Raw genomic sequence first — 19,418 nt, forward strand, 5'->3', positions numbered from 1 at the left:
TTCCCCTTCTTACAGGCTTTGCGAAGACTAAAGTTAATTGTGTTTTTGTAATTATATATATCGACTAGATTGAATTTTACTTGAATGTAATTTCACAAAATAGACTACAAAAATACAACAAGCTAAACAATACAAAATTCACTAAATCACATATTGGTTACTTTTAGTATTTGGTTCAATGGGTTGAAGAATTGATCTGTCTGGAGGTGGAAGAAATTAATAATGTATTAATTTTGTGTTTATGTATGTAGTTCTCGATTTAAAAGAGGCCGGGGTAAAATTGATATGAAATCGAGTGATATGCCAGCTTTATATATTTCTGAGGTTTTGAGTTGACGTGTGAATGTATTCCGTACAAAAAAAAGCCCCACAAAAGTGAGGCTTATAATTCTTTCTGCTTATTTACTTATATAAGTAGCATCTAATTTAGAATATTAGGTGAGCTACACCAGCGATAACTGGAAGCGTAATTAACGTACGCAGAATAAAGATAATAAACAGTTCCAAGATGTTCACTGGGATCTTACTGCCTAGAAGTAGAGCGCCTACTTCGGACATGTAGATTAGTTGAGTTACCGACATTGCTGCAATAACAAAGCGAGTCATCTCGTTGTCAATAGAAGCTGCAAGGATAGCTGGGATAAACATATCCGCAAAACCAACAACAATAGTCTCCGATGCAGCAACGGCTTCAGGTACACCAAGTAACTCTAGGAATGGAATGAAAGGCTGGCCTAGGAACGAGAATACAGAAGTGTATTCCGCAATCACCAACGCCATGGTACCTAGACCCATAACCACAGGCAGTACACCAAAGACCATATCTACAGCATTGCGAACGCCTTCGCCAAATACAGATTTAGCCGACTTCACTTGTGATGCTTTGTTTACCGCTAGCTCAAGACCCCAAGAGAATGTTGAGTGACCCGCTGGGATTGCATCAGCGTCTTTGTGCGGCTTGCTACCGTCAATGAAGGTGTCTTTCTTCATGCTTAGTGGTGGAAGACGAGGGATGATTACCGCTGCCACAATACCCGCTAGACAGATTGCTGCGTAGAAAGGTAGGAACAAGTGCTCTAACTCTACTTGTGCAATTACCACAAGGCTAAATGTAATCGATACTGCCGAGAAAGTCGTACCAACAACTGCAGCTTCACGCTGAGTGTAGAACTTCTTCTCGTACTGTTTGCTGGTAAGAAGGATCCCAACGCTGCCATCACCTAACCAAGAAGCCATACAGTCGATAGCACTACGACCTGGTAGGTTGAAGATAGGGCGCATGATTTTACTTAATAGGGTGCCAAACAGCTCTAACAAACCGAAGTTAAGCAGCAGTGGCAGTAGTAAGCCAGCAAAAATAAATACTGAAAATAGAGTCGGTAGTAGCCCTTCTAAAACTAAGCCACCAGTGTTCTCTTCCCAAATAAATTCAGGGCCGACTTGGAAGAACGCCATGAACGCGGCTGCACCGCCAATTAAACGAACTAACAACCATAGTGGAGACGGGTTGAAAAGACCGTTTAAGAATGAATTCGATGTAATGAATGCAGGCTTGAAAATGGTGCTTAAAACGGAAGCTACAGACATGAAGGCAACGATTGCAGTGATAATAGCAACTAGAGACTCACCGAAAACCGCTTGAATTGATTTGGCTAGAATAGCGACAGGGATCGTTAGATCACCTTGGTAGCTGATTGGTGCCATGAAAAGGAATAAACCAATCAGAGATGGGATTAAGAAAACCCAGAAACTGCCTTTAGATTTCTCTGGTTGAGCAGTATTCGTGTTGTTAGACATGTTAATTGTTCTCGTATTTCTACATGTAAAAAAGCCACATCCTTGGCGTTTTTATTCTCTAAACATCCGTATTTTCTCACTGGCTGCAAGATTACCCAGTATTGATATCGCTTGCAATACTATTCATCAAATATCGTTAACTATTCACACTGGTTATTCTGCAACTCATTAAGAGTTTAGAATAAAGTGTTGCGAATGTTACGTAGTTTGAGGATATATTGCCAGATATTTATAAATTGATTGGAGTTTCAGTTCGATAAGTCAGGTAGAACCAGTAGCTAAGTGCGATAATGAAGGCGAAAGAGGCAGGGAAGGCCAGTGCCAAAATTTCGAAGCGTTGGAACAGACAAGCGCCACTTAAGCCGCCAAATAGGAAGCCAACGACAATGAACATCAGCAGTTTGGCCTTACGGCGGTCAAAAGGCATTCCTTTTAAGCGAGCGCCAATCATGATCCCAAGATCGGTAATGATCCCACTCATGTGTGTTGTTCGAATGATCGCCCCGCTGTAAGTGGTGATCATCGCGTTCTGCAGACCACACGCGGCTGAAGCGAAATACTGGCCTGAAGTGTAGCCTTGCAACAGTGCCCACAGCGCTAAGAACAGTAATCCACCCTCTATACATAAAGCAACACCGTAACGGCGGCCTAGCTTCAGGGCTTGGTTTTCAATAAAGAACCCACTGAAAGCTGCACCTAACATAAAGCTCATGATCACCAATAGAAGGTGCACAGATGCCGAAGTTGGGGTGAGTAGGCTGCTGCCGAGTAAAGACATGGTGCCCGAGATGTGGGAAATGGCTTGATGCTGGAAACCAAGTAACCCAATAGCATTTACGCTACCAGCAAGGCCTGCTAACAGTAAGGCGCCGTATTCAACCCAGCGAGGTAGCTTAGAAATCATGTGGTTCACCCTGGGTTAGAAAGAGGAGCAGATTATAACGCTAGCGAAAAGATACGCTAGCGTTGTGGGGCGTTGATATTTGATCTTAGGCAACAGTATTGCAGTTTGCTCTAATACTGTTGCTATATAAAGATAACGGTCAATAGCGAACTAGTTGTAATGGCTCATTTGGTGGTCGAACTTAACCCATCCATGTTTGCGTTCTTCATAAACCGAAAAGCTTGGCAGTGGGAAGTCTTGCTCTTTAAATAATCCGAGCGGGACGATATAAAAATCGGCGGCGGCAACCGACTGCAAAAGCATGGTGGTGCCACACTTGGGGCAAAACTGATAGGTGACTTCATTACCTGTATCGCTAATGCGTGAGAAAGAGGTCACTTCACCGCTGAGTGTGATTTGCTCCATTGGAAACCGAGCCTGAACACCGAATACACTTCCGGTGCGTTTCTGACACTCATAGCAATGACACATAGAGGTGCGTTGAGGTTCGCCTCGGCATACTAGGTTGACTGCTCCACAGCGGCATTCGCAACTTCTGATATTTCTATCTTTAATATGATTGATATCCATCCATGCTCCACTTCTGGTTAACCCTGTATTGATAATTATACTAAAGCCCTTTATGGTCTGCACAACTGGATGAAAACAAAAGAATATAATTGCTCATGAAAAAGAAAATCTTACCTATTCCTCTGATTCTACTGATTCCAATTGTCATGTTGTTTGTGGTGATAGTAGCGGGTATTTATCGCTTTAGCTTAAGTGATGAAGAGATCTTGGCGAAGTTTCCTTCTTCTCAAGTGAGTTATGACCCAGTTGTAGAAAACGTTTTTGATTTGAAGACGACCAACCCATGGACAATTAAAGTTCCAGAAACTAACGCCTACGCTTTTATCAACGAAGTCGATGAACCTAGAGCAATCGCGTTTGGACGCTATGACTCAGGGGTTGAGCGCGGTGTGATAACGGTAGACACCAATAACCTTTCAGCTGTCACGCTGGGTAAAGCGAGTTTCTTTGTCGCGCCGATGTGGATATCTAACCAAGGCAGTGGTGTATTCTATTACCTTGGTTTGTTTAAACATGATCAGCAACGAAGCCGTGTCGTGTTAGTTGACCAGCTTTTCTTAGGCGATCGCGTGCAAATTCAGACTTTGGATGTCACTCAGCAGCCACATTCGCAATCACAGAAAAAACTCACAGGGGAAGGTTTTATCGGCTTTACTCAGCATTCTGAGGAACAATCCTTTGCAGAAGCCCCTTCTGAAAAGGTGTTGATGAGCTTTTCTTTTGATACGCAATCAATTGGTAAGCAATAGCGTTTTCGTTTGTGCAAGGATTTGTTGTTTATGTGAGCCAAATTACATATTATCTTAATAAGATGAATGAAATTTAGACACTTTTTTATGCTTGTGTCTGCTTACTTTTACAAATGGAGCTTGCGAATGATTAATAAACGTTTTTTTAAGACGAAAGATGAAGTGGAAGTGACCTTCGAGCTAGAAGCTCAAGAAGCGAACTCTGTATCGATTGTTGCTGACTTCCTTGACTGGAAAGCTACCCCAATGAAAAAACTGGCGAAAGGGAAGGTTTACAAGTTTAAAACTCGTCTACCTAAAGATGGCGAGTTTCAATTCCGCTACCTAGTTGACGATCAACAATGGGTAAACGATTCGAATGCCGACCGTTATATACCAAATGAATTTGGTGAAGACAACTGCCTAGTGTCGACGGTTAACGCTTAACCACTTTATAATAATTAGCAACTAATTCGCTTCGTGTATTAATTAGTCGAAACGGAATAACGCCAACCTATCGAAAGCAGAAATTAGCCGTTTCTGCTTTTTTATTTTCAAATTTAGCGGTTAATTTTATTTCTCGTTAAATGGTACTACATCTACGGCAACTCAATGACTTAAGCTGTATTGGGCAGATTCACATCATATTATGACAATGCATTGATGATTTATGCGTTTGAAAAGCATATCCTATGCCTTTATATCGTAGAAAGACCTGTTTACCGTGTATTCAAAAATATTTTCCTCTCCGTTTGCCGAGCTTTCACCTGTAAAAAAAGTAGCAATTTTAGGACTGCCGCTTATTGCAGCGATTGGAGTTGCTCTGCAATCTTCACAATCAAATTTGACGAAAACGATCGAGCTTGATCTACCAGACTCAACCGTTATTGAGTCAATTCTGTCACCTTCTTCTGTTACCGTTATTGAGCCGCCGACATTTGAGTATCAAATTCAATCTGGTGATAACTTGAGTAGCATCTTCACGCAACTTGGATTTTCTTATAAATCGATGATGAGCGTGATGGAAACCGATTTGAACTTCCTTGCTTTAGATACGCTTCGTCCGGGTAATACATTACGCTTTTGGCGTGATGAAGCGACCAGCGACCTTTCTAAAATGGAACTTCAATTTAGCGTCGCGGACAAAGTGGTTTATCGACTGCTTGATGACGGCAGCTACGAATTCGAAGACATCTCTATTCCGGGTGAATGGAAGCAAAAGCCTTTAGTCGGTGATATTCAAGGCAGTTTTTCGATGTCAGCGAACAAGGTTGGTCTCAACAGTCTTGAGATTGACCATATTGTGACGCTTCTTAAAGACAAGTTGAACTTTAGCCGAGATCTGCGCGCTGGCGATCAGTTTGAAGTGCTTCAAAAAGCTCAATATGTTGATGGTGTTGCAACCGGCAAACGTGAAATTGAAGCGATTAAAATCATGAATCGTAACCGCGTTGTTTCTGCGTACTTACATACTGATGGGCAATATTACGATGCCAATGGCGATAGCTTACAACGTGCTTTCCAACGTTACCCTGTGAGCAGTGGTTGGCGTCAAAGTTCTCAGTTTAATCCTAAGCGATTACACCCTGTGACAGGCCGAATTTCACCGCACAACGGTACAGATTTCGCGACGCCAGTTGGTACGCCGGTTCAAGCAACGGGTGACGGTAAAGTAATTATGACGCGTAAGCACCCATATGCTGGTAACTACGTGGTAATTCAGCATGGCAGCACATACAAAACACGTTACTTACATTTGAGTAAAATCCTCGTACGTAAAGGGCAAACGGTATCTCGTGGGCAGCGTATTGGTTTGTCTGGTAAAACTGGCCGAGTGACAGGCGCGCATTTGCACTATGAGCTGATTGAACGTGGTCGTCCTGTCAATGCAATGACAGCAAATATCCCGATGGCAGATTCTGTGCCTAAAAAGGAAAAAGCGACGTTTGTAGCTGCAAGAGATGAAGCTGACAAGCTGTTAAAGGTCGCTTTAGAAGCCCAACCTAATAACAGCTAGTTAAGCTCTTTGAGATAACCCTGAATAAGGCTGTTATTTATCAAGCAGCTAATTAAAACCGCGAGAGCATCACTCGGAGTAGAGTCATGTTCTCGCGGTTTTTTGATCCTAGTTCAATTAAAGGGGAGCGCTTTAAGTCAAAGCCTCCGAATGAGTAACATAACTGACGATAGCTTCAGGTCGCATTGGTGGCGAGTAGAGGTATCCTTGGATCTTGTCACATCCCATTGCGTGCAGCTTTTCTAATTGCTCACGCTTCTCTACGCCTTCCGCAACCAATGACACATCGAGCCTATGAGCAAGCTGGATAATCAGCCAAACAACGCTCTCTGAGGTTGAGTTGGTTAACAAATTACGGATAAAGGTGGCATCAATTTTAATGCAATCTATAGGGTAGCTGTGAATGTAATTCAAACTGGAGTAACCCGTACCGAAATCATCGAGCGCAATGGTGAAGCCTTGTCCTCTAAGGAAGTTAAGTGCCGATTTTGTCTCTTGGGTTGGGGATAACAGGACCGTTTCGGTTAACTCAATAACAAACTCATCAGCTTTAAAGTGATGTTGTTCAATGGTTCGAGTCAGATAGGAAATATAGCGCTTAGAGTCGGTAAGCTCATGAGCAGAACAGTTTATCCCAAGCTTAACCTTGTAACCTAAGCCTTGTTCTAATGCGGTTTTCGCGCGGCACACTAATTCAATAATACGCTCACCAAGCTCGACAATTAGCCCAGACTCTTCAGCCACTTGAATGAACTCTACTGGCGATATGTCACCGTGTCTGGCGGTCTTCCAGCGAGTCAGTACCTCGAAATATTCCCATTGCGTCTCGCCTTGGCCCACAATGGGTTGCACAACTACGTACATTCCATTGCTATCGGGGATATAGCTTTGTGAAATCGGATTTTCCAGTTCACTTCGCAGCGCAGCGACTAGCTCGGTTTTTCTTTGGTAGCGAACTCTTAAGTGAGTGTCATAACATTGGATATGGGTATCTTGGCTGTGTTTGCACTCTTTAAGCGCCAAACTGGTGTTGAAAATGATTTGCTCAACGTCCTTGTTATCCCCATCTGAGCGGGCAATGCCGATACTAACGTCGAAATCGATTTTGATATCAACGTTACTATAACCTTGCTTTATCTTGTCCAGTATTTGCTCGCAAACGGCTATCGGGTCTGAATGATAGGTAATGAAAGCGAACTCATTGCCAGCAGTCCGGAAAGTCAGGTTGCTTTCAGGCAAGGTTCGACGCAAAGTCTCTGCTACATATTGGAGAACCTTATCGCCAATATAGTTGCCGTGCATGTCATTGATGGCCTTGAAGCTATTGATGTCGAGCAGAGCGAGTGAGAATGGAGTGACGCTCTGTTGAGTGATCGACTCTAGGGTATCCGATAAACAGCTTCGGTTTAGTAACCCCGTTAAACTGTCGTGTGACACTTCGTAACTGAGTTGATTCACCAGTTGCTCAGAACGGTCGTTGAACCACATTTCACGCAAGGTGTGGATGATGATATCGGCGAATAATTGGTGGTGTTTTATCACGGCTTGTTGTTGGTCTGGACTAAGAGGCGAGCTAAACGTAGAGAACAACACGCCCATCACTTCACCACTTTGGGTACGAGTAGGAATAGCGATCGAGTTCTGCGAGGTTACTTCCTGCCTAAATGCTGATGTCGGTAATGACTGGACGACGTACTGAGCGAAAGAGCAATCTGGGTGTCTTTGATTAACCGCTTGCTGGTAGATATGCCCATGACGAGCATTGATTTTGTCGTGCAGTACATGGTCCGAATGAGCAATTACCAGAGGAACAACTTGGTCTGGAAAGTATTTTTTCTCAATGATACTGGTGTATTGAGTACCAAAGGCTTGGTGCAAAGTAAGTACAGCCGACTCTAAAAGGTCGATACCTTCCAACTTCAGTAAACGTCCGATGCGCTCAGTGTCTATCATGCTGTTGTGCGTATGTTGAGTCATAGTCACCATCCCTAGTTAACCAGATTCAGTGTATAAGCCGTATGTGTATGCTCTTGTTTGTACGATCTTGTAACTGCGCAGTATTAAGTTTTACTATCAATATGCGTCTAGTTTATTATTGGTCGTGTTGTATAACTTTTCAAATTAAAATGTGACTTATTTCACAGAGCCTGAGTGCTGCGCTCTTTGTCCAATCTATCTTTCAAATGGTCCAAAAACAGCTTGGTTCGTGTATGTGAGTAGTCAAGCTTAGGGTAGTACGCGTAAACCATCACTTCGTCGGCTGTTATATTTGGTAATACTGGAACCAGTGTCCCTTGTTTAAGATCCTCTTTGATCATTGCTTTGATGGTTAACAGTACGCCCATTCCTCGCTTCGCGGCATGAAACAAAGCCTCAGGGTTGGTGGTCGCAAAGTTACCGTTCAAAGTGATGCGTTGTCCTTTAGTTAGTGTGACTTCACGGGTTGGACGCTCTCCCCAGATCAAGGAGTTGTGTTGTTCTAAGTCCTGTTCGCTTGTGGGGTAACCATGTTTGGCCAGATAACTCGGCGCAGCATAGAAACTGGCCTTGTGTTCAAACAGCGGTGTCTTCTTGAAGCTTAACGAGTTGAGTTGTTCCAGTTCACGACTGATCACCAGATCTAAGCCCAGTTCTGGTAATTGTCCTGGAGTGGTCGTGATCAGCTGCACCTTAATGTCTGGATACTTTTCTAAGAAGTCGTCCATGTATTGCACGAGAAACTTAGAGCCAACCGCAATTGTCGCACCTATCTTTAATAAGCCTGCAGGGGTTTGGTTAACCGAGCGAGTCTCATCAATAATGGACTGCCAATTGTCGAGCTGATCTTTGGCTCTCAGGTAAAAGAGCGCACCGGCTTCGGTTTGGCTAATTGAGCGTGTGGTGCGCTTTAAAAGTTGAGTGCCAATGCGCTCTTCCAACCAGTTTACTCTTTTGCTGATCGCTGAGCTGGTGGTATTGAGTTTACGTGCAGCGCCATTGAAACTGCCTTCTTCTACAACTCTAACGTAGCTTTTTACGTTGAGAATCCAATCCATATTATTTCCTGTTAGGACTTAATTAAATTCCAATTTGGTTAATTATCAATTACTGGTTTTGAATATAGACTTATATCATGAACAAATATCAAACGAATAGGGAATTTTTTGAACCAATCGACCTTTAAAAAAACGCCATTACTGTTAGCGATGATGATCATTGCGACGGGACAAGTGGGTGTAAGCATCTACTTGCCATCACTGCCGCTCATTGCTGCTGACTTAAGTGTCACTCAAGTTGATGTGCAGCTTCTTGTAACGCTATTTTTAGTAGGCTTTGGTTTATCTCAGCTATTTTACGGACCGATGTCCGATGCAGTGGGAAGAAGACCTATTTTCTTGTTAGGTCAGGGTGTTTATTTGATTGGTACTGTTGTTTGTGTCGTGTTTTCTGACAGCATGCTGGCACTAGAGGTTGGCCGTTTGTTGCAAGGTTTAGGAGCGGGTAGTGCTTCGGTTCTCGGACGAAGTGTGCTCCGCGACAGTTATGATGGCCCTCAACTAACCAAAGCGTTGTCTTATATCTCGATCACCGCTTCGATCATGCCAATCATTGCGCCTGTATTTGGTGGTTGGATTTCATTTCACCTCGGTTGGCAAGCGGTATTCCTGTTTGTTCTGATGTACTTATTGGCGATATTTACGCTAGGTTACTTTGTTCTTCATGAAACTTTGCCATACGGAAAGAGTCGCTTTGATGCCTGCCAAGTGGTGAAGAACTACGGACGTTTGTTGACCAATCGCCAAGTGTTAACTAGCGCCAGTTACAACTGGATGAGCTATATGGCGAGTTTGGTTTCGTTGTCGTTGTTTCCATTCTTAATGCAAGAGCAATTGGGGCTGACCGCCGCTGAATATGGCTCATTGATGATTGTTCCTTCGGCGGGCTTACTGATAGGTAGCGTCGCTTTAAACATGCTCAATCGTAGGTTTAGTACGTCCCAACTGATGAGCCTAGCTATTTTGATTATCTTGGCGTCGGGAACTTGGCTTCTTACTCATGAATTATCCATTTTTAACTTAGTTTGGGCGTTTACTTGGTTGGCGATAGCACAAGGGATTTCGTTCCCTCTATCGATCAGCATGTTATTAGAGCCTCATAAGAAGCAAGCGGGCGCCGTCTCTGCGTTGTCAGGCTCAATTCAGATGTGTTTGGCGGGTTTACTCGGTGGGTATTTAGTAGAGAGTTGGGTGACGACTCATCTACAGTTAGGCGCGTTCTACCTCATTATTGGTGCAGCTATGGGGGGAGTGCTTTGGTCTTCAACCAAAATGAACAAAAAAGGCGATACTGTTGAAATGGAATATAGCTAAATGCCAAATTCACTATCGTCTAACGCACCATCGTTAATACGTTGTATTTGTGCTGATGGTTTTCTACAATGCTTCGGTCCATTGAATAGGTAAAAACAAAATGCAGCAAAATGAATTTGAAGTACTGGTAAAAGCTATCTGCGCGCTAGATGGCCTGCCTCAAGCGCTTGAGCTATTGAAATCCAATGAGGATACAGAAGTCGCAGAGGCTGCTGCATCACTGACTGGTCAATTTGCACTAGCTGAAGTGGAAGGCGAAAAGCGTATTTACCACGTGACGCTTCAAGAAAATGAACAAGGCGAAGAGCAAGAGTACATCGAACATGTCATGAATGAAGGCGATGACTTAATCAAATTTGCAGCTTGGTTCTTTGAAACGATGTTTGAATTGAAGCAAAAAGACACATACCAAATTGCCGGTAAAACTTACAGACAGCCAAAGCGCAGCTAGGTTTCTCAGTAAAGTATTTTAGAAAGCAGCTCTCTTGAGCTGCTTTTTTTATGACTGTCTAGACCAATGTTTTGGATTGTTCATAGGGATAGAGCATTAAGGCCAAACCGGGCTTCACGTTAACTCATTGATATACTGATATAATCCCGGTCTGCGCAAAGACAAAAACAGGCTTACTGCAACTGCATTGATTATTTTGCAATAAAGTGTGATTTGGATCTTGTTTTTGAGCGTTTTAAGTGTAAAATCCGCGCTAAAGAAAGTTGATTAAGTGCGGAGATAAGCATGAATTACGAACTAGGCCACGCATACTTGGGTCAAATGGCAGCAAAAAACATGATGCACGAAGCAATGTACGGCAAGTCAAAGCCTAAAAAAGCATCATTTATCAAGCGAATGATGAAGAAAATGGCTAAATAAGCATTTTCAGAAACGGAATTTTAAAAGGCCTTAAACTCGATGAAGTTTAAGGCCTTTTTCGTTTTAGCGACTGGTGAAAGGTATCGCTTTGTTTTGTTGTGGATGGACACAAAAAACACAAATTACGCTTCTGGCTAATGGCTATTAATTAATTCAGCCTGCAGATTGATTGGACAGGTCGACCACATTATTAGGAATGCTATCTAAGCCATTCTCTTTCATCCATGCTTCCAAGTTATCAGCCCCGCCGATGTACTTACCATCAAGCCAGATTTGAGGAACGGTGACCGGTGTTTTCTCACCGATGTGCGCTTTTACCTCTGGAATCATGCGATACAAAGCTGCGCTGTCTTTTACGACATCGTGGTATTGGTATTCGACACCCGCTTCATCAAGCATTTTCTTCGCCTTAACGCAGAATGGGCAGGTTGCTTTACCATAAACAATATTGCCTTTTAGGCTGTCTCTTTTGGTCCACTCTTTAATGACCGATTGAATCAGAACACCGCGATTTAGAGCTTCACCTTGGCTAACAACTTTGCCTTCAACAACAAGAATAGGCGCATGCCAAGAACCAAGTTTTAGCGGTTCCCACCAGTGAGATAACCAATCTTTCACTTCTAGTTCGACATCAACGTCAGCCAATTCATTCTCAAAAGTGTCCTTAAGAATGTCTTTGGTAAGGGTACATTCTCCACATGGGATATTTACTTTAAATGGACCCCAGCTGCCTGCCCAACGGTATAGTGTAATCTTGACTGGTTTCTTCATGGTTACGACCTCGCTTAAAATTCTCTTATCAATATAGAACGGACAGTAGAACTATTTATTTCATCGACTCTAAACTTTCGCCGGTTTTTTTGTTTCCCAATGGGTAATGAACGCAACTGACGCAATGATAATCGCAGCCCCTAGCCATAAACGACCTGGTGGAACCCAACTGAATACCAGCCAACCAGCCAAGACATTTAGAGGTAATTTCGCGTGATCAAACGGTTGAACGAAAGAGGCATCTGCCACCGAGTATGCTTTTACAATAGCCCACTGAGCCAGTGCTGTCATAATACCGATAACGATTAAGATAGCCCAAATAGTTCCGCCACTTGGCATTTGCCAATCAGGAACGGCCAGCAAGATGTTAAATGGCGTAATCAATAGCAGAAGGTAAACCACCATGGTGGAAGGGCTGTCTTGTGAAGAAAGCTTTTTCACCATCAGTGAGTAGCATGCCCAAAAGAAAGCCGCACCAACGGGTAACAACGTCGCCCAGCTAAAGTCTTCAGCCCATGGCTCTAGAATCACCATAGCACCTGCGAAGCCTGCTAAGGTTGCACCCCAACGAGCTGCGCCCACTTTCTCTTTTAGGAAAAGACCAGAACCTATGGTTGCAAACAGTGGCGAAGTCATAAGAAGGGCTATGCCTTGCCAAATCGGCACAGGGTAAGCCAGCGCCCAAATCCAAAGTTGGATACCAATAACCGATAGGAAGACACGGAATACGTGTAGCTTGAGATTATCAGTTTTTAGTGCTCGTCGAATTCCCAATGTTTTTAGATAAGGAAGAATAGCGAACAATGCAATTGAATACTGAATGACGGCAACGGTAGTAGAAGTCAGTCCGAAATGAATGCTAGCGATTTGAGTTAGGCTGTTGATCAAAGCAAAGGCTAAACCAGCGGTTAGCATCCAGCTAGCGCCTTGGATCGGATGGTGTTGTGACATGATGCTTCTAATTATTTGATGTGGTTCACCTATGATACGGATTTAACACCACTTAACCAGAAAAAGCATTGATGAAGTTAGTCAGAATATTTGAATATGAAAAAAGGTTGAGCGATTGCCCAACCTTTTTAGTCTTCATCTAAAGTAAATTTAGATTAGAAGTCGTAGCGTACACCTAGGCGAAGTGTGTCTTCACCTTGAGTCGTTAGGCCTGTAGTTACGTCTTTCACTTCATCTAATCCGTTGATGTAGTATGCAAGGTATGTACGGAAGTTGCTGTTCAGCTTGTAGTAACCTGCTAGTTCAATACCGTCAACAGAATCTGCTGTAGAACCGTTTGCCGCTTCATTTTCCTGATATGTGTAAACCACGGCAGCAGAGATCTGACTAGTAAATTTGTACTGCGCAGCGAATTCCATTGCGGTAAACGACTCATCCTGAATTAGAACAGCTTTATCGTTCAGATCGCCTGCTGAGTATGTTGCTGCAAGGTAAAGGTTATCTAGAGAATATGCTAGACCTGCTAGGATTTGGTCTGCACTACCGTTACCTGCACCTAGGTCTTCACCAGAGTACGCTAAACCAAGATCTAGACCAAATGGTAGGGAGTAAACACCAGAAATGCCGTAGCCGTCAGAGTCTTTTTCGCTATTTGCTTGGTAAGTCGCTTCTAATTGAAGTGCGTCAAAGCCACCGCGGTATGCAATTACGCTATCTTCTTTGTCGGAAGCTGCATCGATTACTTGCTGAACACCAGAGAACTCAGTGATATCCGTAAAGTCAGATACGATGACTGAAGCCATGTCTTGGCGGCCGACAGAAAGTGCTTGGCCATCGAAATCAACACCAGCGTACATGTAACGGTTTTTGAACTCACTGTCACCAGTGCTTTGCTCTGCTTCGTAGAAACCAAATGCTGTTACAGTATCTGTAAGTTCTGTTTTACCACCAAGGTTTAAACGGAAACGAGTTTTATCTTCCATTGTACCTTCAACTTCAGCACCGCCTGAACCAATGAAATCACCTCGGAATTCCGCACGCCCACCAATTTTAAGTTCTGTACCATCAGAGCTGTAAACTGTTGCTGCTAGAGAAGAACCTGAAACTAGTGCTGCTACCACTGCAGAAGCTAGAACTGCCTTTTTCATAATCACTTACCTTGTATTTTAAAATCCGTGAGCAATGCGCTCTCCGTTTCGATATGAAGCTAATTTAGAGCAGATAAATTAAGCTTTCATTTCCATAAAATTACATTTCCGTGAATAGGGAACTTATTTAGGCGTTGATTTTATTGCACTTCTATTTCATTTGGCTGAGAGGTTTTTGAATGATTATCTAAATTGGAAGTTTTAGAACAGCTATCTGTACGAGTTTTACTTTGAAAGAGATGAGGAAGTTATGAGTGAGTTCTATGGGCCGAACTGCAGCTGTTAAATCGATTAACTGCTTGTACTGGTTAAGATATCCTCTATGATGCAAAAACTTACAAGAGAATAGATTGTGCTCAACAAGATGGAGTGGTTGGATGAAAACAGAGTACTTAGGCGATGTTTTACAAGGTAGGCAGGTTATTGGCTCCTTGAATGTTGAAGACTTACAGGTAGGAGAGCATCAGTTTTGGTTTCAAGTGACCAGTGATGGACTCGGACAACCTAAAAACATGCCAGTTTCTGTTTTCAAAGGCAGCCAAGATGGTCCTAAGTTGATGATCACGGCCGGTATTCATGGCGATGAACTGAACGGTGTATTGGCTGCTCAGCAAATTATCAGAGACTTAGTCGGTAAAACTCTCAAAGGCACAGTAACCATTGTGCCCACAGTGAATCTGTCTGGTTTGCTAAACCATAGCCGTGACTTTATTTCTTCGGATCCGGGTTCTTGTCCTGCCAATCTCAATCGACTCTTTCCGGGTGATGAGAATGGTTTAGCGGCGGAACGCTTTGTTTCGTCTTTGTGGGAGCGTTTGCTTAAGCATAATGCCACCTTCGCCGTTGACCTCCACACTCAAACTCGTGGCGCAGTCTACCCACTTTATGTATTTGCTGATTATCGCATAGAGCAATGTTTGGATATGGCGAGGCTGATGCAACCCGATTGTGTGCTTAATGATCCTGGCGATCCTGGGATTCTTGAAACGGTTTGGAATCGCAGTGGTATACCGAGCATCACTGTCGAAGTAGGGATGGGTAAGTTTACTCAACCTGACATGATTCAAAGAGCGGTAGACGGTGTTTTGAACATGCTTTCCTATTATGAAATGCTTGAGGTCGATGGACAAGATCCGTTAGAAGTAAAGCAACTGCCAAGCATGGATTGGATTGAAGGCAACAACGTCGTGTCTATTCGTGCTGATATTGGTGGTTTTGTTCTGCCTCAGGTCGAGCTTTTGCAAAGCGTGGAGCAAGGTGATTTGTTAGCCATCCAATATGATGCTTTTGGTAATGAATGCCGCCGTTATCACGCACCGTCTGCTGGACGTGTCCTTAGCTATAACGTGGATGCGTTAAGGGAACCGGGTGCACTTGTTTGTCGCTTGCTAAGTTAGGGGGGCAGTCGGTTGGACGTTTCCGTATTAATACAGCGTGTCACCATCTAAAACACGCAAAAAAAGACCGAGCAGGGCTCGGTCAAAGGACAGTTGTCTAGAGTAAGCACGTCTTGGACTCATCGAGAAAACTGCTTTTAGAGTAGCGAGGCTAGATTAAGAATCTATTGCAAGATAGTGACACTTCGACTGCTTTTCTGTTTCAAAAATAATATTGAAAACATTATCTTAAGCTCATGAAAAAGCCGACTGCGAGTTACGCTAGTCGGCTTTTTATTCTCTTTTCGTTCGAATCTTTATCTCTATCTAAACTTGATTAAAAAGCATCATCCACAATATCTTTTAGTCGTTCGTAAGGCACATAGCCCGGTAGAACCTGATCGTTCATCATCATCGTTGGCGTTCCTGTTAAACCCAGAGCGCTAAAGGTTTGATGGTTGGTCATTAGCGTGTTCTTTTGTTCATCTGTAGTGTCCAACTGGGCTTCTGTTCCCGTTTTCTTCGCCACAGCTTGTAGTGAAGATTTTGTGTGGCTACCGCTTTTTGCCATCAATAATCTATTAACCTCAGGGAACGCTTCTGGCTTGTCTTGCCATACTTTCATCGCATATAAAGCGGCATTGGTGTTGAGGTCGTCGACTTGCTGCTGTTTAAATGATAAGTACACATTGATCACTTTAATGTCGCTATTTTCAGAGACTAATTGAGCCAAACCTTTCTCTAAGCGCTTACAGTAAGGACAGTTATAGTCGGTGAAATTGATGATTACCGACTTGCCATCCGGGTTTCCTGTTATTGGATGAGCGTCATTGTTGTATAACCAATCATGGCTTTCTGCTTGGGCTTTCTTTGCTTGAGCTTGGCCCGCTACATATTGCTCTAAGCTGGTGTGTAGGCCTGAAATAGTTGAAGGATTCTCTTTCAGAAACTGGTTAATTTCCTCAAGTTGTTGGGTTTGTTCTTTGCTTAGTTCTGCGAAGGCGTTGGTGCTCATTAGTGAGCCTAAAATTAGTGTGCTTATCAGAAGCTTTTTCATGTTATTTATCTCGAATTCTTAGTAATGGTGAGCGATAATTTGGTGGCGCTCGCACTAGTGTTCTTTGTTTAGTGGATTTGAAACGACTTACTTGCCCTGTTTTCCAATAGGCTAGGCAAAGTAAGTTCTCAACCACAGCCCTATAGGAGAAGTAACGCCTGTCGCGATACTGCTTATCTCTCCATCTTTAATGATGACAATGCTGGGTGTGACATTGACTCCCCAACTTCTGCTGATCGATCCAGAGAGATCATTGATCACAGGGAAGTCATACTCTTTCGCCTCTAAGTAACGCTGAACACGTTCGTCTGGGCCAGATGACAGAGCGACCGAAACCACCTGATGGGAATCACTGAAGCTATTGACGGTTGGGCTTACAAATTTGCAGGCGCCACACCAAGTCGCCCAAAAATAGACAATGACTGGCTTACCATTTTTGCTTAGCTCGATAACATCAATATCTTCGCCTTGGAGCGATTGACCCACAATTGGAATCGCGTCGCCCTGAGGCATGCTTCTGCTGTGATAAAAGTCCATCGCAAATGAAACCACGCCAACGATCAATATCATTGAAACCAGTTCCTTTCCCCACTTCTTAAGACGACTTGGCTTTTTGGTATCACCCTTTACAGCGCTGTCTTCAGTCGTGCTAGATTTATCTTTATTGTTGGGAGTCTTCATCCATTATCTCGCAGCGTCGATGGCTTTAACGACAGTGTCACTGTCGAGAATGACAGGCAGTGGAATACCGCTTCTATAGCTTGGGCCGTAGACGATATTAAATGGCACACCAAATCGACCATTACTTTGTAGGTATTGAGTGACACTTTCACTTGGTGTTGTCCAATCGCCTTTCATCAAAACAATGTCTTCTTGCTGCAGGTGGCTGTAGACAGGGTCTTGGAGAATGACGCCGATCTTGTTGGCCTTACAGGTAATACACCACTCAGCGGTCACATCGACAAATACCGTTTTGCCTTGCTCAACCAATTGAGGGATTTGTTTTGCATCTAGCTTTTGCCAATCGAGATCGTCAACAATCGGTGTCGCCCAGTTATCAGCGGTGACACTACCGACGATCAATGCAGCACCAAACACCAAGGTTGTGGTTGCGACAATAGGAATAAGGACCTTGCGGCCCAACTTACGGCCAATCCAAATCAATACTGTAATCACGATAAACAGTGACAAGAGGATCGTCGGGAATTTACCAATGAATGGGCTCATTAGGCTTGTTAACCATAGACTGGTAATGAACATCATTAAGCCAAATACCAGCTTAACTCTGAACATCCATGCCCCAGGCTTTGGAAGCAGTTTTGTAAGACTCGGGAACAGCGCGAAAATCAACCAAGGTGCACTCATACCGATGCCGAGTGCGATAAAGATAGCCCACAACTCTTGGTAGCTTGCCCCAAGTGCATAAGCAACTGCGGTTCCTAAGAACGGAGCACTACACGGCGTTGCCAACAGCGTCGCAAACATGCCTTGAATAAAGTGGCCTGAATGTGAGTCATCGCCTTTGGTTGCCATCCAAGTGTTTAAACCTGATGGTAGTCTGAATTCGAATAATCCAAGTAGATTAATCGAGAACAGCAAAGTGATGATCAGCATGAACCCGATGAACCAAACATTTTGGAACTGGATTCCCCAACCAATCGCATTGCCACCCATTTTTAGAACGGTCATGCCAAGGGCTAGGAGTGCAAATGATGTAATGACACCTGACGCAGAAGCTAAGAATGAGAGTCGGATATGACGATTAGATGCGCCTTGATTTTGGATGATGCTGTTTAGCTTCATTCCTAATACAGGCAGCACACACGGCATGATATTGAGGATTAAACCACCAATCAAAGCAAAGCCGATCATTGCAAGAAAACCGTTGTTACTTGCTTGATAAGCAATAGGTTCTGAGCCGACTTGAGCGGTCATCTCTTCGGCAAAATTAGTGTCTGAAACGGTGACACTAACGGTGCGATCCGTTAAGTCGACTTCGCCTATCCAGTTGCTGACGTCAAATACCGCGGTCATCGTATTGCCGGTGATGTGGACGCTTGGTTGAGCAAAGAAATCATCGATGACTTCTTTTCCATCGATCAACACCATCGGCTTATCCCAGCCTTCGTTACTGGTTAGTTGAGTGACCAGTTGTTGCTTGCTTTTGTCCCAAAATAGACCGTTCACTGAAGTCCGGTTCGCTTCTCTTGGAGATTGGCTCATGCCTTGGTTGAACAAGAACATCGCCTCTTCATCGAACTGCAATTGCTGCGTGTCGATAGGGAGTTCGATGTCATAGTCAGTCAAAACACAAATATTGGTGCACGACGGGAACGAGAGAGAAGCCCTAAATACAGCAGGTTGCGTTTTGTCTTTCAACGTTAGGGTGACAGGAAAGCTTACGTGCTTTTTGTAGCCCAGCGTCATTACGTCAAGTTGTTCATAGTATTTAGGGATCGGCCAATGCCAATCTACAGACTCTATATTAGTCGAATCAGACCAGTCCCAGCTTGGCGGAATGCCACCTTCACCTGGGCTGCGCCAATAGGTTTTCCAGTCACCGTCGAGTGTAACGTCCAATACAGTTTGAACGGTACCGCCGTTATCCGACTGTTCACCCGTCGACATCATTCGCATCTTAACTGGCGGATGCTCAGGCACGCTTATCCAGCCCGTGGTTTGAGCCAGAGCGGTAAATGACGTCATGACTAAGATTGCAGTGACGAAAGCTTTTGCGCATGTACGCATGCAGAATGCCAACGAATCGACAAACTTAGTTAGTAGTGTGTTGTACACAAATGTATCTCCAAAAAATAAATAAAAGGGTGGAATAGCCCGGTTATTTACTCTTTAAATATACAGTGCTTTAGGTGTAAGCG

18 protein-coding genes are annotated in these 19,418 nt (G+C 43.6%); 7 read left to right on the top strand and 11 right to left on the bottom strand.

Annotated features, from left to right (window positions below; translation table 11 throughout):
* Window positions 1–426: 426 nt before the first annotated feature.
* The 3 genes from BCU34_RS17980 to BCU34_RS17990 form a co-directional block, all read right to left on the bottom strand.
* Complete coding sequence (locus BCU34_RS17980; protein ID WP_048661111.1) at window positions 427–1,797, bottom strand: YjiH family protein; 1,371 nt, start codon at window positions 1,795–1,797, stop codon at window positions 427–429.
* 229 nt (window positions 1,798–2,026) lie between these two features.
* Window positions 2,027–2,701: a YoaK family protein gene (locus BCU34_RS17985; protein WP_048661112.1), complete on the bottom strand. Its 675-nt coding sequence runs from the start codon at window positions 2,699–2,701 to the stop codon at window positions 2,027–2,029.
* A gap of 150 nt (window positions 2,702–2,851) precedes the next feature.
* Complete coding sequence (locus tag BCU34_RS17990) at window positions 2,852–3,334, bottom strand: GFA family protein (RefSeq protein WP_170960871.1); 483 nt, start codon at window positions 3,332–3,334, stop codon at window positions 2,852–2,854.
* 32 nt (window positions 3,335–3,366) lie between these two features.
* On the opposite strand from BCU34_RS17990, the gene BCU34_RS17995 reads away from it, so the two are divergent.
* The 3 genes from BCU34_RS17995 to BCU34_RS18005 all read left to right on the top strand — a co-directional run bounded on the left by BCU34_RS17995 (window position 3,367) and on the right by BCU34_RS18005 (window position 6,016).
* Window positions 3,367–4,020 (top strand): hypothetical protein, encoded by a 654-nt coding sequence (locus BCU34_RS17995; RefSeq protein WP_102480734.1) that lies wholly within the window; start codon window positions 3,367–3,369, stop codon window positions 4,018–4,020.
* A 126-nt stretch (window positions 4,021–4,146) separates the two neighbouring features.
* On the top strand, window positions 4,147–4,446 hold the full coding sequence (locus BCU34_RS18000; protein ID WP_017630092.1) for an isoamylase early set domain-containing protein: 300 nt from the start codon (window positions 4,147–4,149) through the stop codon (window positions 4,444–4,446).
* A 277-nt stretch (window positions 4,447–4,723) separates the two neighbouring features.
* Complete coding sequence (locus tag BCU34_RS18005; RefSeq protein WP_048661114.1) at window positions 4,724–6,016, top strand: peptidoglycan DD-metalloendopeptidase family protein; 1,293 nt, start codon at window positions 4,724–4,726, stop codon at window positions 6,014–6,016.
* A gap of 132 nt (window positions 6,017–6,148) precedes the next feature.
* Here BCU34_RS18005 and BCU34_RS18010 read toward each other — a convergent pair whose 3' ends face one another.
* Window positions 6,149–7,993, bottom strand: coding sequence for a putative bifunctional diguanylate cyclase/phosphodiesterase (locus BCU34_RS18010; protein WP_102480733.1), 1,845 nt, complete (start codon window positions 7,991–7,993; stop codon window positions 6,149–6,151).
* A 161-nt stretch (window positions 7,994–8,154) separates the two neighbouring features.
* A complete protein-coding gene (locus tag BCU34_RS18015) occupies window positions 8,155–9,051 on the bottom strand; it encodes a LysR family transcriptional regulator (RefSeq protein WP_048662361.1) in 897 nt (298 codons plus the stop codon).
* A 108-nt stretch (window positions 9,052–9,159) separates the two neighbouring features.
* Between BCU34_RS18015 and BCU34_RS18020 the strand changes: the two genes are divergently transcribed.
* The 3 genes from BCU34_RS18020 (at window position 9,160) to BCU34_RS18030 (ending at window position 11,236) form a co-directional block, all read left to right on the top strand.
* A complete protein-coding gene (locus tag BCU34_RS18020) occupies window positions 9,160–10,365 on the top strand; it encodes a multidrug effflux MFS transporter (protein WP_102480732.1) in 1,206 nt (401 codons plus the stop codon).
* Between the two features lie 100 nt (window positions 10,366–10,465).
* The gene (locus tag BCU34_RS18025) at window positions 10,466–10,816 is read left to right on the top strand and encodes a hypothetical protein (protein ID WP_017057980.1); all 351 of its coding nucleotides are present in this window, start codon (window positions 10,466–10,468) and stop codon (window positions 10,814–10,816) included.
* A 285-nt stretch (window positions 10,817–11,101) separates the two neighbouring features.
* Window positions 11,102–11,236: a hypothetical protein gene (locus BCU34_RS18030; RefSeq protein ID WP_004737777.1), complete on the top strand. Its 135-nt coding sequence runs from the start codon at window positions 11,102–11,104 to the stop codon at window positions 11,234–11,236.
* 153 nt (window positions 11,237–11,389) lie between these two features.
* Here the strand turns inward: BCU34_RS18030 and BCU34_RS18035 are convergent, their stop codons facing one another.
* The 3 genes from BCU34_RS18035 to BCU34_RS18045 all read right to left on the bottom strand — a co-directional run bounded on the left by BCU34_RS18035 (window position 11,390) and on the right by BCU34_RS18045 (window position 14,106).
* Window positions 11,390–12,007, bottom strand: coding sequence for a glutaredoxin domain-containing protein (locus BCU34_RS18035; RefSeq protein ID WP_017062739.1), 618 nt, complete (start codon window positions 12,005–12,007; stop codon window positions 11,390–11,392).
* Between the two features lie 69 nt (window positions 12,008–12,076).
* Complete coding sequence (locus BCU34_RS18040; RefSeq protein ID WP_102480731.1) at window positions 12,077–12,958, bottom strand: DMT family transporter; 882 nt, start codon at window positions 12,956–12,958, stop codon at window positions 12,077–12,079.
* A 155-nt stretch (window positions 12,959–13,113) separates the two neighbouring features.
* Window positions 13,114–14,106, bottom strand: a complete 993-nt coding sequence (locus tag BCU34_RS18045; RefSeq protein ID WP_102480730.1) for a porin — start codon at window positions 14,104–14,106, stop codon at window positions 13,114–13,116.
* Window positions 14,107–14,483: 377 nt separating this feature from the next.
* Here BCU34_RS18045 and BCU34_RS18050 point away from each other — a divergent pair, with 377 nt between their 5' ends.
* Complete coding sequence (locus BCU34_RS18050) at window positions 14,484–15,503, top strand: succinylglutamate desuccinylase/aspartoacylase family protein (protein WP_102433086.1); 1,020 nt, start codon at window positions 14,484–14,486, stop codon at window positions 15,501–15,503.
* Window positions 15,504–15,819: 316 nt separating this feature from the next.
* Here BCU34_RS18050 and BCU34_RS18055 read toward each other — a convergent pair whose 3' ends face one another.
* The 3 genes from BCU34_RS18055 to BCU34_RS18065 all read right to left on the bottom strand — a co-directional run bounded on the left by BCU34_RS18055 (window position 15,820) and on the right by BCU34_RS18065 (window position 19,287).
* Entirely contained in the window at window positions 15,820–16,539 is a 720-nt protein-coding gene (locus tag BCU34_RS18055; protein WP_102480729.1) for a DsbA family protein, read from the bottom strand.
* A gap of 111 nt (window positions 16,540–16,650) precedes the next feature.
* Window positions 16,651–17,220 carry a protein disulfide oxidoreductase gene (locus BCU34_RS18060; RefSeq protein ID WP_102480728.1) on the bottom strand — a complete coding sequence of 190 codons (570 nt, stop codon included), beginning with the start codon at window positions 17,218–17,220 and terminating at the stop codon, window positions 16,651–16,653.
* 3 nt (window positions 17,221–17,223) lie between these two features.
* Window positions 17,224–19,287 carry a protein-disulfide reductase DsbD family protein gene (locus tag BCU34_RS18065; protein ID WP_102480736.1) on the bottom strand — a complete coding sequence of 688 codons (2,064 nt, stop codon included), beginning with the start codon at window positions 19,285–19,287 and terminating at the stop codon, window positions 17,224–17,226.
* Window positions 19,288–19,418: the final 131 nt, after the last annotated feature.

The sequence above is a fragment of the Vibrio sp. 10N.286.45.E10 genome (genome assembly GCF_002874195.2).
GTDB lineage: Bacteria > Pseudomonadota > Gammaproteobacteria > Enterobacterales > Vibrionaceae > Vibrio > Vibrio crassostreae.